Annotated in this window: 16 protein-coding genes; 6 read left to right on the top strand and 10 right to left on the bottom strand. The window is 35.6% G+C overall.

Annotated elements, in window-relative coordinates; translation table 11 throughout:
- Window positions 1-4 precede the first annotated feature (4 nt).
- Both I586_RS13785 and I586_RS13780 read right to left on the bottom strand, forming a co-directional pair.
- Window positions 5-1084 carry an LLM class flavin-dependent oxidoreductase gene (locus tag I586_RS13785; protein WP_010763482.1) on the bottom strand — a complete coding sequence of 360 codons (1080 nt, stop codon included), beginning with the start codon at window positions 1082-1084 and terminating at the stop codon, window positions 5-7.
- 37 nt (window positions 1085-1121) lie between these two features.
- Entirely contained in the window at window positions 1122-1544 is a 423-nt protein-coding gene (locus tag I586_RS13780) for a MarR family winged helix-turn-helix transcriptional regulator (protein WP_010763481.1), read from the bottom strand.
- A 184-nt stretch (window positions 1545-1728) separates the two neighbouring features.
- Here I586_RS13780 and I586_RS13775 point away from each other — a divergent pair, with 184 nt between their 5' ends.
- Window positions 1729-2742, top strand: coding sequence for a tRNA dihydrouridine synthase (locus I586_RS13775; protein ID WP_010763480.1), 1014 nt, complete (start codon window positions 1729-1731; stop codon window positions 2740-2742).
- Window positions 2743-2793: 51 nt separating this feature from the next.
- On the opposite strand, the gene I586_RS17415 is transcribed toward I586_RS13775, so the two are convergent.
- The 3 genes from I586_RS17415 to I586_RS13755 form a co-directional block, all read right to left on the bottom strand.
- Window positions 2794-3531, bottom strand: a complete 738-nt coding sequence (locus I586_RS17415) for a DUF6287 domain-containing protein (protein WP_010763479.1) — start codon at window positions 3529-3531, stop codon at window positions 2794-2796.
- Window positions 3532-3720: 189 nt separating this feature from the next.
- A complete protein-coding gene (locus tag I586_RS13760; RefSeq protein ID WP_010763478.1) occupies window positions 3721-4830 on the bottom strand; it encodes an alpha/beta hydrolase in 1110 nt (369 codons plus the stop codon).
- Between the two features lie 26 nt (window positions 4831-4856).
- Entirely contained in the window at window positions 4857-5774 is a 918-nt protein-coding gene (locus tag I586_RS13755; RefSeq protein WP_010763477.1) for an ROK family protein, read from the bottom strand.
- A gap of 130 nt (window positions 5775-5904) precedes the next feature.
- Between I586_RS13755 and I586_RS13750 the strand changes: the two genes are divergently transcribed.
- From I586_RS13750 to I586_RS13735, 4 genes are all read left to right on the top strand, one after another.
- The gene (locus tag I586_RS13750; RefSeq protein WP_010763476.1) at window positions 5905-7005 is read left to right on the top strand and encodes a helix-turn-helix domain-containing protein; all 1101 of its coding nucleotides are present in this window, start codon (window positions 5905-5907) and stop codon (window positions 7003-7005) included.
- An 11-nt stretch (window positions 7006-7016) separates the two neighbouring features.
- The gene (locus I586_RS13745; RefSeq protein ID WP_010763475.1) at window positions 7017-7886 is read left to right on the top strand and encodes an AraC family transcriptional regulator; all 870 of its coding nucleotides are present in this window, start codon (window positions 7017-7019) and stop codon (window positions 7884-7886) included.
- A gap of 93 nt (window positions 7887-7979) precedes the next feature.
- Window positions 7980-9200, top strand: a complete 1221-nt coding sequence (locus I586_RS13740) for an MFS transporter (protein ID WP_010763474.1) — start codon at window positions 7980-7982, stop codon at window positions 9198-9200.
- On the top strand, window positions 9200-10033 hold the full coding sequence (locus I586_RS13735; protein ID WP_010763473.1) for an alpha/beta hydrolase: 834 nt from the start codon (window positions 9200-9202) through the stop codon (window positions 10031-10033). The genes I586_RS13740 and I586_RS13735 overlap by 1 nt, the downstream gene beginning before the upstream one ends.
- A gap of 249 nt (window positions 10034-10282) precedes the next feature.
- On the opposite strand, the gene I586_RS13730 is transcribed toward I586_RS13735, so the two are convergent.
- On the bottom strand, window positions 10283-10597 hold the full coding sequence (locus I586_RS13730) for a helix-turn-helix domain-containing protein (RefSeq protein WP_010763472.1): 315 nt from the start codon (window positions 10595-10597) through the stop codon (window positions 10283-10285).
- A 166-nt stretch (window positions 10598-10763) separates the two neighbouring features.
- On the opposite strand from I586_RS13730, the gene I586_RS13725 reads away from it, so the two are divergent.
- Window positions 10764-11072, top strand: a complete 309-nt coding sequence (locus I586_RS13725) for a hypothetical protein (RefSeq protein WP_010763471.1) — start codon at window positions 10764-10766, stop codon at window positions 11070-11072.
- A gap of 317 nt (window positions 11073-11389) precedes the next feature.
- Here I586_RS13725 and I586_RS13720 read toward each other — a convergent pair whose 3' ends face one another.
- The 4 genes from I586_RS13720 to rplM form a co-directional block, all read right to left on the bottom strand.
- Window positions 11390-12493, bottom strand: coding sequence for a GTP pyrophosphokinase (locus tag I586_RS13720; RefSeq protein WP_010763470.1), 1104 nt, complete (start codon window positions 12491-12493; stop codon window positions 11390-11392).
- A 662-nt stretch (window positions 12494-13155) separates the two neighbouring features.
- Window positions 13156-13326 (bottom strand): hypothetical protein, encoded by a 171-nt coding sequence (locus tag I586_RS17295; RefSeq protein ID WP_010763469.1) that lies wholly within the window; start codon window positions 13324-13326, stop codon window positions 13156-13158.
- A gap of 588 nt (window positions 13327-13914) precedes the next feature.
- Entirely contained in the window at window positions 13915-14307 is a 393-nt protein-coding gene (rpsI, locus tag I586_RS13710) for a 30S ribosomal protein S9 (RefSeq protein ID WP_010762225.1), read from the bottom strand.
- 13 nt (window positions 14308-14320) lie between these two features.
- Window positions 14321-14767 (bottom strand): 50S ribosomal protein L13, encoded by a 447-nt coding sequence (gene rplM / locus I586_RS13705; RefSeq protein WP_303393681.1) that lies wholly within the window; start codon window positions 14765-14767, stop codon window positions 14321-14323.
- Window positions 14768-14821 lie beyond the last annotated feature (54 nt).

Here is a 14821-nt window from a genome sequence, read left to right as displayed (position 1 = left end):
CATCCTATTCTTTGGTATACTTTTTAACTTCAGGCATCACTTTGGTCGCAATCAATTCAATGTTTTTCTTCACTAGATCCAAAGGGACACCACCAAAATCGATTTGTGCCATAAAGCGTTGATGGCCATATAATTCATATTGGTAAAGCATCTTCTCGATAATTTCATTGACGCCTCCAACCATTAAAGTGTCTCGTGTATCTTGTGATTGAGCAAAATGTTGTTTTGGATAGGTTCCACCACGAATCGCTGACCAACCAGCATTCAAAAATGGATACATTTCTTTCCGCGCTTGGCTACCTGTTTCAGCTACATAAAACAAACTTGTTGTTGCCAGTGGAAATTCCTTTTCATCGTAACCTGCTTCTTTCAAAGATAAACGATACGCATCCACCGCTCTCTTAAAGATCGGTGCAGGGCCTGCCAATGTCGTAAGCATCATTGGAATACCATCTAAACCAGCCTTGATTGCACTATCAGCTGGACCTCCCACTGCGCGCCAAACAGGCAAGTGTCCCCGAACAGGCTGCGGTAAAATCTCAGCATTTTGCAACGGAGCACGAAATGCACCTTCCCAGTTCATTCGTTCGTTTGGTGCAGCTTCATTTAATAATTTTAGCAAGTGCATTTTTTCTTCAAACAATTCTTCATAATCTTTTAAATCAAACCCAAGCAATTCATAAACCCCGACACGCGAGCCCCGTCCTGCAACGATTTCAGCACGACCATTTGAAATCAAGTCTAATGTGGCATACTCTTCATACACTCGGACTGGATCATTGGTACTTAAAACTGTTACTGAACTAGAAATCTTAATATCTTTTGTTTGCGCTGCGATTGCCGATAAAATCACTTGATTCGCTTGCCCGATAAAATGACTTTGATGACTTTCACCAACACCAAACACATCGATTCCTGCTTCATCGGCAAATTTTGCTGCTTCGATAATGTCATTGATTCGTTGTTGTTCACTGATCAGCTTTCCTGTCATTGGATTTTTGACATGATCGCCTAGTGAATACAGCCCTATTTCCATCCCATTTGAGGAATCAATTCCAAATTTTTCATTTATTTTTTTATTCATTTTCCTGCACCTCTTCTTTACTATCCAACTATAGTTATTATTTCATCAATTTTTTGCTGATTTTCGCTAACTGAAGAACTTCTTGTTTCGTTAAATTGTCAAAAGCTGCTGCTTGTTGCTTACTTTGTGCAATAAAGCAACTATCTAGCAGTTCTTGACCTCTAGTCGTTAAGGATATGTATTTTTCTTTCCATTGTTGTTGACGCGTGATCCAACCATCCGTTTCAAACTGTTTGATCATTTGAGAAACACCACCCTTGGAGATAAGCAATTTTTCTCCTAGTTCCTTTTGTGTGATTGGTTGGTTTTCCTGAATCTGATGTAGCATATCGAATTTTGAAGCATTCAAGTCATATTGTTTTAGAAACTCATTAGACTTGCTATTGCTCTTTTGAACAAACTGCAAAATGGACATCCAACAACTTAATTTTACTTTTTCTAAAATTGATAATTTTTCCATCGATTATGCCTCCTTTGGTTTAGAATTAAACTGACAAAAGAAGTATAATACACTTACTAAAAATAAGCAAACTTTCGATACTGCGGATTTACTCAGCTCTTCCCTTTGATTCTTTCCAATATTATTAGTATAATGAGTATGTTTTTCAGATCGTAACCGAAAGCAATAGAGTGGAGAGTATTTAATGATGAATAATTTTTGGGCAGAGTTACCAAAGCCTTTTTTTATTTTAGCACCAATGGAAGATGTGACGGATGTTGTCTTTCGCCATGTTGTCAAAGCAGCAGGCGCACCTGATGTCTTCTTTACTGAATTTACGAATTCGGATAGTTATTGCCATCCTGATGGTATCGAAAGCGTACGTGGCCGTTTGATTTTTACTGAAGATGAACAGCCTATGGTCGCTCATATTTGGGGTGACAATCCTACATTCTTTAGCGAGATGAGCCGAGGATTAGCCGAAATGGGCTTTAAAGGAATAGATCTTAATATGGGGTGCCCTGTTCCTAACGTTGCAGGACGTGGTAAAGGGAGCGGTTTAATTTTAAGACCAGAAGTAGCGGCTGAATTGATTGAAGCGGCCAAAGCTGGTGGTTTGCCAGTCAGTGTTAAAACAAGGATCGGCTATGCAGAAATTGCTGAAATGGAAGACTGGATCACCCATTTATTGAAGCAAGATATTGCCAACCTTTCTGTTCACTTACGAACGCGTAATGAAATGAGTAAAGTCGATGCTCACTGGGACTTGATTCCTCAAATCATGGAAATCCGTGATCGTGTTGCTCCGCAAACCTTGATTACGATCAATGGGGACATTCCTGATCGGCAGGTCGGTTTACAGCTTGCAGAACAATACGGTGTTGACGGCATTATGATCGGTCGAGGAATTTTTAAAAATCCTTATGCATTTGAAAAAGAACCAAAAAAGCATTCGCCAAAAGAGTTGCTTGGCTTATTAGAGATGCAGCTTGATTTACAGGATCATTATGCAGAGATGGTTCCACGCTCCATCGTTGGTTTGCACCGTTTCTTTAAGATTTATGTGAAAGGATTCCCTGGTGCTAGCGATTTGCGTGTGAAATTGATGGGGACGAAATCGACAGATGAAGTTCGGATGATTTTGGGAGAGTTTTATAAAGGTCCAGCAAATAGTTTATCTGTTGACGAAGAAGAGGAACTAGGTAAAGAAACAGACTAAGATTATAGGGTAAACTCATCTGTCGATAAGTTTACCCTATATAAAACTATCTTAGTCGATTTTATAATAGACATAATCTGCGCGAACGGATGTAGCAGTGTTTTGTGTGCCTACAGCCACAATTTTATCTCTTTCGGTATCTCCCTCTAGTATATCACCCATTGTACCTTTTGGTAAAAAAGAGACGTAAATCACGGCTCCTGGAAGGTTACTTCTTAAAGAAACAAATCCTTGATTTTCTTCAATGCCTAGTTGCTGTTCATAAGAAGAAACTTTGTCACTATTTCCCATGAACGATACCAACTCAGGCGTTCCCTCTGGTGAATTTAGTTGAGGAATATCAACGTTTAAACCAGTGATTTCTGCTGCTTCCTTCTGGTTAGAAATGTCTGTAAAACTCATTGTATTGTTTGCTACAAAAATAGTATTTCCTAAGCCATTTCCCCACGTTCCATTCAAGCTTGAATAATCGCCTTGCTGAATTTGAGAAAGATTCATTGATTGAGTTGCTTCGGTTGGTTGCTCTTCGCTTGCATCTTCATGTGACTCATCCGTTTCTTGCGTATCCTGAACTGTGCTTGATTGTTCAGTAGTTGACTCTGTAGTTTCTTTGGTTTCTGTGGCTTCTTTACTTTCTGTGCTACTAACGGTTAATTCTGTGGTTTCTTTACTGCTAGATGATGCTTTATCAGTATCGGCAGTTGATTTATTGGGATCACCACACCCAACTAATAATCCAGAAAGTACCAAGTAACAACCTAACAAAATACTGTTTTTCATTTTTTTCATAACAAATCCCCCAAGTCTTTCGTATATCCTTTAAACGACATTTATAATTCTCATAGTAATATACATTGCAAGCCTCGTCTACTGTTAAATGATAGCCCAATTCTACTAAAATAACTTCTCTACTTAAAAAAACTAGCCCTATAGATTCATTGGGTTATAGACAATGATGACACGAAGAACTATTTTAGTTTATCTCCTATTTTTCTTAATAAATTCACTAATATCTCGCATACAATCTTCTGCCTGCGGATAATTCCCTACATGATCAATATACGCATGCCCCATACCTCTGTATAAAGTAACGGTCGTATCCACACCTAAATCAATCAGTTTTTTAGCATAAGCTAAGCTTTCAAAGGTTAAAAAATCATGCTCTCCTGAAGTAATCATCGTGGTTGGCATTTGTTCACTGACGGACATATATGGCGTTAGGTATTTAGTTAAAATGTCTTTTGTTCCTAAAATATCAGATAAACTAGTCGTCATTTCACCGAAAATCTCAATACCTGGACGAATAACACTTGCTTGTTTTGCATAAATCGCTACATCTTGATCAATATCAAATTCAGTATATTGATCCTTGATACCACCCATATTAAGTGTTGGGTAAAGTAAAATTTGACCACAGACATCTTCACGCTTTTCTTCAATATTTCGGTTACTGCAGTAGGCTGTTAAGTTTCCACCAGCACTATCTCCCGCTACAAAAATACTCCGTTTATCTGCTCCCCATTCCTCCGCATGATCGGCTAACCATTTTAAGCCAGTGTAACAATCCGTATGCCCGATTGGAAAAGGATTTTCAGGTGCTAATCGGTAATCGATACCGACCGCAATCATATTGGTTTGACTAACAAATAATCTCAAAGCTTCTCTAACAACATCCGTGCTCCCAGCAAAAAAACCACCACCATGAATAAAATATAGGATAGGTGAGTGATCCATTGGTTTTTCTGTTTGAAAACGTGTCATAGGAATATCAAAACCATCTTCCGCTTTAACCGTAAAAGCCATTTCTTTAATGTCCTCTTCAACCATTGGTGTTGAATCCACACTGTTAAACATTTTTCGCAAGCGTTTGATTGATTTTGGACTGGCATCCATTTTCAGCATACTCTTAGGGATAAATTTCGTCAGTAGACTCATTTTTTTAGCCCCTTTATATACGCGCGGATCCATTGCGCCATCGATGTCACAATCTGGAATAGGTTTTACGATGACCGATACTTCTCTACGAACTTCTGTATATTGTTTATTTTTGATTGCTTCTACTAATTTTATATCGTATTCTCGTGCCATTATGATTCCTCCCTCAAATTAAGTGATTAATTTCCTTCTAATTCTTCAAGTAAATGATACAAGGCGCCCAACAAGCCCGCTTCATTTCTAAAATGACAAGGAACAATTTCTACTGGCGTCAACATCGTCTCTAACAACGGAACAGAAGCAAGTAACTGTTGATATTGTCGCTTTATTTCTTCCACAAGAATGGATTGTGCACTGATACCGCCGCCAATAGCGATTCGTTGTAAATCAACGACAGATTGAACATTCATGATAACAATCACCACATTGCGACAGAATTCTTCAAATAGTGGATAAATCAACTCATTTTTCTTTTCTAATTCCTCAAAAACTTTTTTACCATTCAACGGATCTTCTAATTTCAATACGCTTGCCGCTTGTCGTATGAAATTTACTGCAGAACCTTTCGCTCCCGCAACAGTCCCCAAACCGATCGGAACATCGGTTGAAAGGAGCATAAAACTTAACTCTCCTGCTTGGAAATGACTGCCAGAGTGAAGTGTTTTATGTAAAACAAGACCGCCACCAATACCTGTACCAAGTGTCATCACACCGCCATTTTCGATGTCTTTTAATTGTCCTAACCACAGTTCAGCAAGTGCTGCTGATTTACCATCATTCATTATGGCACATCGCAAGTTCATATAAGATTCAATAAATCCTTTCAAATGAAATTGATGTAGGTAAGATAAGGAACCCCCATAATAGACAATCCCTTCTTTTGAATCGATTTTCCCTGGACAACTAACAGCTACCGCTTTAACTTGTCCTTTGTATTGATCAAGAATACCTGTTAAACAGGTTTTGAACTCTTCAATAGTCTTTGGAGTCTCTTCCTTTTTCACAAAAATAATTTGGCCGCTACGATTGATTAAAGCGTGCTTAATGTAGGTGCCTCCAATATCGATACTTAAAAAATGAGTGGTTAATTCAGTCATACGGGTTTCCTCCTGTTATCTCTTGATAGGATTTTAGTAGCGCTTTCAATTGTATTTTACTCGTTTCAGAGAGAAATAATAGTATAATTATATGATTAATGGTATTTTTATATCAAAGGAGCTGAAAATAATGATAGCGCTTATAAAATTTTTGAACCATCTATCCGATATCGCTATTTTTTCTTATATTGTTGTGGATAAAGCAAATGGACAGATCAGTCACCAAAAGAATCTTACAAATCATCAGTTGACAGCTAAACAAATTCAACGAATAATCACGCAAACAAGTATCATTCATAATTATTATTTCAAAGAGCAAAAATTGCTACTATTCGCTTACGATACCGACGAGTTAAATCAATTGGTTTGTCTATTCATTGATGATGAAGTCGGCAATTTCATTTCTCACAACGACCGGTTATTGAAGATTTCTGAAACTATTCATCTATTTATGAAGGAAAAAGAATTCACAGCTAAAGAAGTGCAGTCTCTCAATCAAAATATTCTCTACCTAAGAGAAACGATTATTGAAAAAATACTAAGTGAGCAAATTGAACAACAACTTTATCATCACGACTTCGAAAGCGAAGAGGCTATGTTCCTCGAAGTAATGAACGGTAACGAAGAAGCCGTAAAACGATATTATTATGCTTTTCAACAAAATAGCCAGACAGGTATACTTTCAACTGAATCAGAATTGAGGAATCAAAAAAACATCTTGATTGTCGCTGTAGCTGTTTCTACGAGGTATGCAATCAAAGGCGGTGTTCCGTATGAACGAGCGTATACTTTAAGCGACAACTTGATTCAAGACATTGAACGAAAAGATCACTTTTCTGGAACACAACCGCCCATCTTAGAAATACTACTATTATTTTGCAAAGAGGTGCGTAAATACAATTATATCAAATACTCTACTACGGTCAAAAAAACGTGTGAGTTTATTCATAAAAACATCTACTCGAATGTATCAATTCCGATGATTGCAGCTTATGCAAATTACTCTGTTCCTCATTTATCTAAGTTGTTTAAAAAAGAAGTAGGACTTTCCCTCAATCAATATGTGATGAAGCAAAAAATAGAAGAAAGTAAACGACTATTAGAATTTAAACAGTACGATTTAAATACGATCAGTTCATTGCTTCATTTTAATGATGCAAGTTATTTTATTAAGGTATTCAAAAAATATGAACACATGACCCCAAAAAGCTATTGGCATGAAAAAAATTAAGGAGGCTCAACATGGTTTTCGAGCATGAATTTATTGAATATACACACGAATTGATCCCCGTTAATTGGATTGTTCATGGTGCAGATCATTCAGCAGGAACGGTGTTGCCACATTGGCACACTTCTTTCGAGATTTCCTACACCTATTCTGGAAAAATCGAAAACTATACGATCAACAACGTGACCTATCAAACAGAACCTGGCACTATTTTATTTATTAATTCAGCAGAGGTTCACGGTGCTGTTTCCAGTTATTGCGCTGATCTTGAAGCGTTGACTATCCAGATTCCTTATGAATTTTTAAGTAAGCTGATTCCTGACTTTGAGTATATGCGTTTTGATCATCTACCCTCTGGAAACCTTGCCCAACTCAATCAATTACGAGAAGTTCTCAGTCAGTTTTATCATCTGGTCAGGCGGGAACCAGAAGAGTTTTTAGAATTGCAATTAATCCGTTTAACTTACGAATTAATCTATTTAATGGCAAAAGATTGGATGCACCGCGAAAAAATGCCAATCAACTCTAATGTCTATCAGCAACATTTAGGTCAAATGCAGCCCATCATCTCTTTTATCCAAAATAATTATCAGCAAGAATTATCTGTTGGCATCCTAGCAGATCATTTTCACATGTCAACAAATTATTTAAGTAAACTTTTTAAGAAAAGCCTTGGATTAAGTGTCATGAAATACGTCCAGTTGGTTCGAATCAATCGAGGGCAAGAACTATTACTTCATAGTGAAAAACCAATTCATGTGATTTCTGATATCGTTGGTTTCCCCAACGAAAAATCATTCAGAAGAACCTTCGAAGACGTTTTCCAGCAAACACCCAAAAAATATCAATTAGACTATCGAAAAAAACAGAATGGCAGAAAATGACCTTTTTTCCGATAGCTTCTGCCCCTTTTAATGAGTGAATTCATGATATCCTTTGCTTGTAATCGATTACAATAACATATTGGAGGACCTATCATGAATAAAAACAGCTTTTTATTTAAAGCATCACTACTGTCTATCTCATTAGTTTTAGTAGCAGGGCCGGCCGTATCATCGCTAATCCCTTTGATGCAGCAGTCTTTTCCAGATCAAAGTACTTCGTCCATTGAACTCATTGCGACTGTTCCAAACTTTGGGATTTTAATTTTTGTTTTGTTAAGCAATATTTTTGTTAAATTTCTAGGCAAGAAAAAGACGGTTTTATTAGGGCTCAGCCTTGCGTTGATCTCTGGCCTTATTCCTGTGTTTATAGAAAATTATACAGTTATCTTAGCCTCACGTTTTATGTTTGGAGCAGGAGTTGGTTTATTTAATGCCCTTGCCGTAAGTTTAATTACTGAACTTTACTCTGGGGATGAGCAGGCCAGTTTGATGGGGCTTCAAGGAGCAATGGGGTCGATTGGCAGCACTGTGATGACCTTATTAGTTGGCTACTTTACTAAATTTGGATGGCAGAATTCTTTTTTAGTTTACGCTATTACCGTTTTACCACTAGCGTTATTCGCTCTTTTTGTGACCTTACCTGCAGCGGAAAAACTAGATAATCCGACCGCTAACACTAAAAAAGAAAAAGAACGTGTCAACGGAGCGACCATCGGCTTAATGCTTTTCGCTTTAATTGTATACGCTTTATTTTTTGTCATCATGTTAAAAACAGCTACTTTACTGGTGGAAACTGGTATTGGGAAACCAGAAACTGCCGCAAGTATTTTAGGTTCCGTTACAATTGTCGGCATTGTTGTAGGCGTTTTCTATGGCAAGATTTTCAAGTGGTTAAAACAGCTGGTATTGCCAATTGGACTATTGGGTATCGGTCTTGGCTTTATCATTATTTTATCCGCCAATTCAGTTGCGATCGTAACTCTCGGTGCCATTGTTTCAGGTTTAGCCTTTAGTTTAGCAGCGCCTTTCATGTTTATGTTAGTTGGGCAAATTGCACCGAAGAATTCCGCTAACTTAGCGACAGGTGTATTATTAGTCGGGATCAACTTAGGCGTCTTTTTATCTCCCACAATCAATAGTTTTTTAAGTAAAATCTTTGGGATGACAACCGCTTCGGATAGCTTTTTAATGAGTGGAATAGGTCTCATTCTATTAAGTGCATGCTCTTTTATTCTGTTAAGTCTTCAAAAGAAAAAGAATGCGCAAACTGCTAGACAAAAAGATACGATAAAAATTAGAAAAGAGGATGCATAATGGCTTTAGTACAAGTAAACTTTATCTCGAAAATGTTATCACGCACGGTAACCTTTAACGCAATTATTCCTTTAGATCATATCTCATTTGGAAAAGAAGAAGTGCTCCAACAAAAACCACTAAAAACATTGTATTTATTACACGGCGCCTTTGGCAATTATACGGATTATTTATCTGGCACCCGAATCCAACGCTGGGCTGAAGAGCATAATCTAGCTGTTATCATGCCGTCAGGTGAAAATCAATTTTATGTCGATAAACCAAATCGTGGTGAAAACTACGGTGCCTACGTGGCAGATGAACTCGTTGAATTTACGAGAAATATGTTTCCTTTGTCTCATAAAAAAGAAGATACCTTCATCGCTGGGCTTTCAATGGGTGGCTATGGTGCTATGATCAACGGATTGAAATACCATGAAACCTTTAGCCATATCGGTGCTTTTTCACCCGGTTTGATGATCGATCAAATTATTGCACGTTCTGAATTATTATCCGTTACAGGTTGGAGTTTAGACTTTTATGACAATGCCTTTGGCGGGATCGATACGATCAAGGATAGTGATAAAGATTATTACTATTTAATCAATCAATTGATCGAAAACAAACAAGACATTCCTAAGATATATCTTCCAATCGGCACAGAAGATTTCTTACTTGAAAGTGTTCGTGGCTTTAAATCATTTGCGGATGATAAAGAAATTCCACTTACTTATATTGAAGATGAGGGTGGACATGAGTGGGATTTTTGGGATAAATATGTGAAAAATTTCTTGGATTGGTTACCTTTGGATGAAAAAGGAAATTATTTGAGTAGTGGGAATGTGGCGGAATAACGCGTGATATGAAAGAAAAGGTGTAAACATTTTTTGGCGAATTTCAGTTTACTCAGGTATCGTGATTACAGTTTTTCTCACTGGTTTAGATGAGAAAGACAATAACTAAAAGCAAACTTCTTCTATCCCCATTCGTTCGTAGTTGCAACAGAAGTACAAGAAAACCACTCTATTCGCCGTAGAGTGGTTTTTGTGCTTTATTAAAAAAAGCAAATGTATAACACTATTCACCTTTGATCGAGCATACTATTAAAATGATTTCAACATAGCTAAAATATTTTCTAATTGTTCGCTTTCTAATGATACTAATTTTTTGTTAATTTCTTTTAAGTAATAATCTTTCGTCTTTGTTTCATTAAGAAACTCATTTACTGGGACATCTAAATATTCACAAATAATATACAGCATTTGGATAGAAGGAGTTACACGCTTGTTTTCAATCGAATTAATGTAGTTGTCACTTTGTCCTATTGCTAAACTCATCTCTCGTGCACTAACGTTCTTTTTCAGTCGAAAGTAATTTAATTTTTTTGATATAAAGATTCGTAAATCTGTTTCGTGCATATACCTCTCTCCCTTCGTACATAATTTTACAACATAAAACGACAAAAATACGAGTTTAAAACATCTATTTCTCTTGTAATTGGTTTTTTAAAAGTCTATAATCGTATAAAGGAACATTATAAATGTGTATATCGATCTATAAAAACAACTATAGGAGGAAAACAAAATGAATGAAGCAACGAAAAAAGAAGTCATTACTACAAAAAATAAGCAACCAATTAAGGAAATTTCGTATCAAGATATGTATCGTTTAAATGATACTATTAATCAGATTGACTCATGGAAAGAAACTCTCTCTGTTCTAAACAATTTTTTTGGGAATAGGGATATTCCTTTAAATAAGAAAAAAATTATCAAAGAGTTCCATGCTAGTTCTTATATTTTCACAGCATTTTATGAAGATTTTTTAGTGCGTTCAACTACTTTGGAAAAACAGATTGAAGAGCTAAAAACAAAATCTAAAGTTCGGGTTTAGAAATACTTTTGTACCACTGTTTCTGAGTTTAAGTAAATTTCTTTCCAAATATCTCTACTCTACTAATAATCATCTTTAATACAAAGGAAAAAGGCACTTTCTCGATATGAGAAAGTGCCTTTAAATCCAATAATATCAAAGATATTAACCTTTTGAGGATTGTGAAGCTTTAAGAGCTCTCTTAAATCCTGGTTCGATATTAATTATTTCTTTTTACTTTCATAAATTTTTAATAGCCATTTTCTAATCACTTTTTTTAATTTTTAGTTATTTTGAATTTTATCTATTGGCCCATTATAACGTCCCAGTTTAATGTCTTATTCACCATTTTCCTCATAGCCATTATCTTCACGTCCCTCTAAATACTTTTCTTTCCAAACCTCTTGCTGCTCCTTCTCATAATATCGAATAAAATCGGAGCTGTTTATTGATTTGTTTTTTGCTTTATTAATGATATCTAAAATACTTATTAGAGGTGTAATTTGAGACATTCCCCATATTTCTTGTGATTCAACCTCTCTTTTTAAGCATTTCTCTAAATCATCTGACAAACTAAGATAAATTGTTTTCAATTCTCCTATTGTAACTATTTTTATACTGGTGCATATTTTAACAATCTTTGATAAAATATTTTTAGAAGTACTGTCATTTATGCTACGTTTAGTTTTATTTGGCATAAATTTATCTATTGATTCTATTGTTTTTAAGTATTGCTCATCATTAATTACAAACGTTGAAACTGAAATTATATCAATTAGTACTTCCTCTGTTTTATTTTTTATATTGCGTCTTACCTCTTCAGAATAACTATTTATAGATTCTTTTACTCTAACAAATTCTTCATCAGCCAATTCAATATGACTTGCTAATCTCGAAAATTGTCTTCTTACTTTAACAGGTATATCTCCTACAGCTTTATATCCCAAATCATGTTCTATTTCTGCCCAAGCATGCTGAAGAATTGTTCTAATCTGAATTTCAATTTTTAAATTTCTGAACCTTTTTGCCTCTGGTAATTCACTCCTACTACCTTTCAAGCTAACAATATAGTGTAGTGACACATAACCAAATTTAGTTGGGTCATCAATTTCACGTTTATCTACGCTCTTAGCTTCATCAACCTCAAACTCCTCTTTAATAAAATTAGCAATCTTATCCACATCGTCTGAAAAGTATGTTATTATTCTCATTCCACAAATATCAGTAATATCATCTATTTTTTTATACTTAGCCTTTAAGACAATCTTCTTACCTAAACTTTTTCGATTCTTTAACCTTACATCAATATTTTGCACTACAATCGATTCACTATCTAAGATGCCTGTGATTGTATTATAAAAGTAATTCAAAAAATCTGCATACAGTTTCTCTTGTTTATCATATTGAGCTAATATATCCACTTTTCCTTCTTTTTCAACCATATATTTGCAAACTCCTTCACTTTAAAATAACCACTTAAAGTCTAACATACTTGACTAATAATTCATACTTTCCTTTTTATTAATTTAGTTAAAATAGACTAATAAATTAATCACTTGAAACAATCAATTGCATTATTATATTTTCCCACTCTCACCAGATCACTTCTGTAATAAGCTTTAAGTCTGTTATCTCAACAATACAAGATAACTCATTAATTTTAACTTCTTCAATATACTCATCGTAAATTTAGTATTTAATGCCTTTCGTAAGTATCTTAACAATAGCCTCAACATCTTCTAGAAAAAATTGGCAACTCATTTTCAGTTATTTCTGTATTTTCAAGAATATCATGTAAAAATGCAACAGCTAAAGCCTTATCGTCATTTGTTGTTTACATAACAAATTTACCAACTGAAATAATATGATCAATATAGGTTTCTCCTGCTAAATCAACTTGAGGTCCATATGCTTTAACTGCTAATTTGGGAGCTGTATGAGCTAGCGTAGCATTTTGATTTTGGTACGTTTTAACAGTCTATCTTCAGGCTCAAGTTCAAATATAACACCGTAGGAATTTATGTACCGCCACAAAAGTTTTGAATATATATTAGCCTAAATAAAGCCTAAATAATTTTTACTCTTATAATTAATTTCAACGTAGTCATTCATCCCATATAGCATTGTCTCCATAGGTGTTCATTTTTACACGTTCTTTATTCAATCTGCTCTCAAACTTCTCATACGTAGCTAATTCAACAACATTTGAGATGTATATATATGTTTCAGTTATCTCATTATCAGAATGTGTTAGAGTTTCTGATATTTCACTCATAGTCGTTCCACCTTCTCTTGTCAACTTTGAATAGGTGTGGAGAAATGAACAAGCTCAGGAGTTATTACAAATAGGAATAAAGCTGTTTCTCTTCACTTATACTTATAGGAAAGGAAATATTAATGTTTCAGTCATATGGACTATCTCAATTACCGTATCAACTCAGTTAAGTGTCGTCATAGTCATTTAGTATACACAACACCCCACAAGCTTAGACATCTCTTTAGTACCTTAGCTTATGAAGGTGTTGCAACAATGGAACTGATTTCTAGGGCATTGACTCATTTCAACATAAAGACAACTGAAGTTTGTGTAAATCCACCCAACATTGTTGATTTATCCACTTATGAAAAGTTTAAGCTACGATTGCTAGAAGCAAAGAAAGTAAATTAATTACTAGGCTTAAAAGGCTTTATATAAGTTAAGATGCCCTTCATTTGAAAACTCGTCCCCAAAAGGGTAAAAAAAGACACTTTCCAAAATTTGGAAAGTGTCTTAAACATTGTAATTGAATGGTACTCGATTTCTTGCGAAATCTCCGTCCCATATTGTATTCGTAAGCGAATAAATTCGCAACGACTCCAATAATTAACGTTTTGAGAACTGTGAAGCTTTACGGGCTTTCTTAAGACCTGGTTTTTTACGTTCTACCATACGGGCATCACGAGTAAGAAGTCCAGCGCGTTTTAAAGCAGCACGGAAATCAGGATCTACTTCTAATAATGCACGAGCGATTCCGTGACGGATCGCACCTGATTGACCAGAGTAGCCTCCACCATTAACGTTTACCATTACATCATAAGCGCCTTTAGTTTCAGTTACGCCAAATGGTTGGTTGATAACTTCACGCAAGTCAGCGTGTGGAATATATTCTTCAACATCTTTTTTGTTTACAGTAATTTTACCAGTACCAGGTACTAAACGTACGCGGGCAACTGCATTTTTACGACGGCCAGTGCCGATATATTGTACTTGAGCCAATGAATTTCCCTCCTTAAATTAGGTTAGTAATATCTAATACTTCTGGTTGTTGTGCAGCATGTGGATGCTCAGCTCCACCGTATACGTTCAACTTAGTAAATTGTTTACGGCCTAAAGTGTTTTTAGGAAGCATACCTTTTACAGAAGTTTCGATTAAACGACGAGAGTTTTTATCGCGTAATTCACCAGCAGTAACAGATTTCAACCCACCTGGGTATTGGCTGTGACGGTAGTAAATTTTATCACTTGCTTTGTTACCAGTTAATTTGATTTTATCAGCATTAATTACAATTACGAAATCTCCAGTATCCACATGTGGTGTGAATGTTGGTTTATTTTTTCCACGTAAGATAGAAGCAACTACAGTTGATAGACGTCCCATTGGGATATCTGTTGCATCTACTACATACCATTTACGTTCTACTTCGCCAGATTTGGCCATATATGTTGTACGCACGATTCTTTCCTCCAATTTTCTATTCGATGTTTGACATTCACTTGAGTTTCCGGGGCT

Origin of the sequence: Enterococcus moraviensis ATCC BAA-383 (assembly GCF_000407445.1) — a bacterium.
GTDB classification, from domain to species: Bacteria; Bacillota; Bacilli; order Lactobacillales; family Enterococcaceae; genus Enterococcus_L; species Enterococcus_L moraviensis.
Note: the sequence above shows the minus strand (reverse complement) of the source record. Positions and strands in the feature narration are given on the sequence as shown.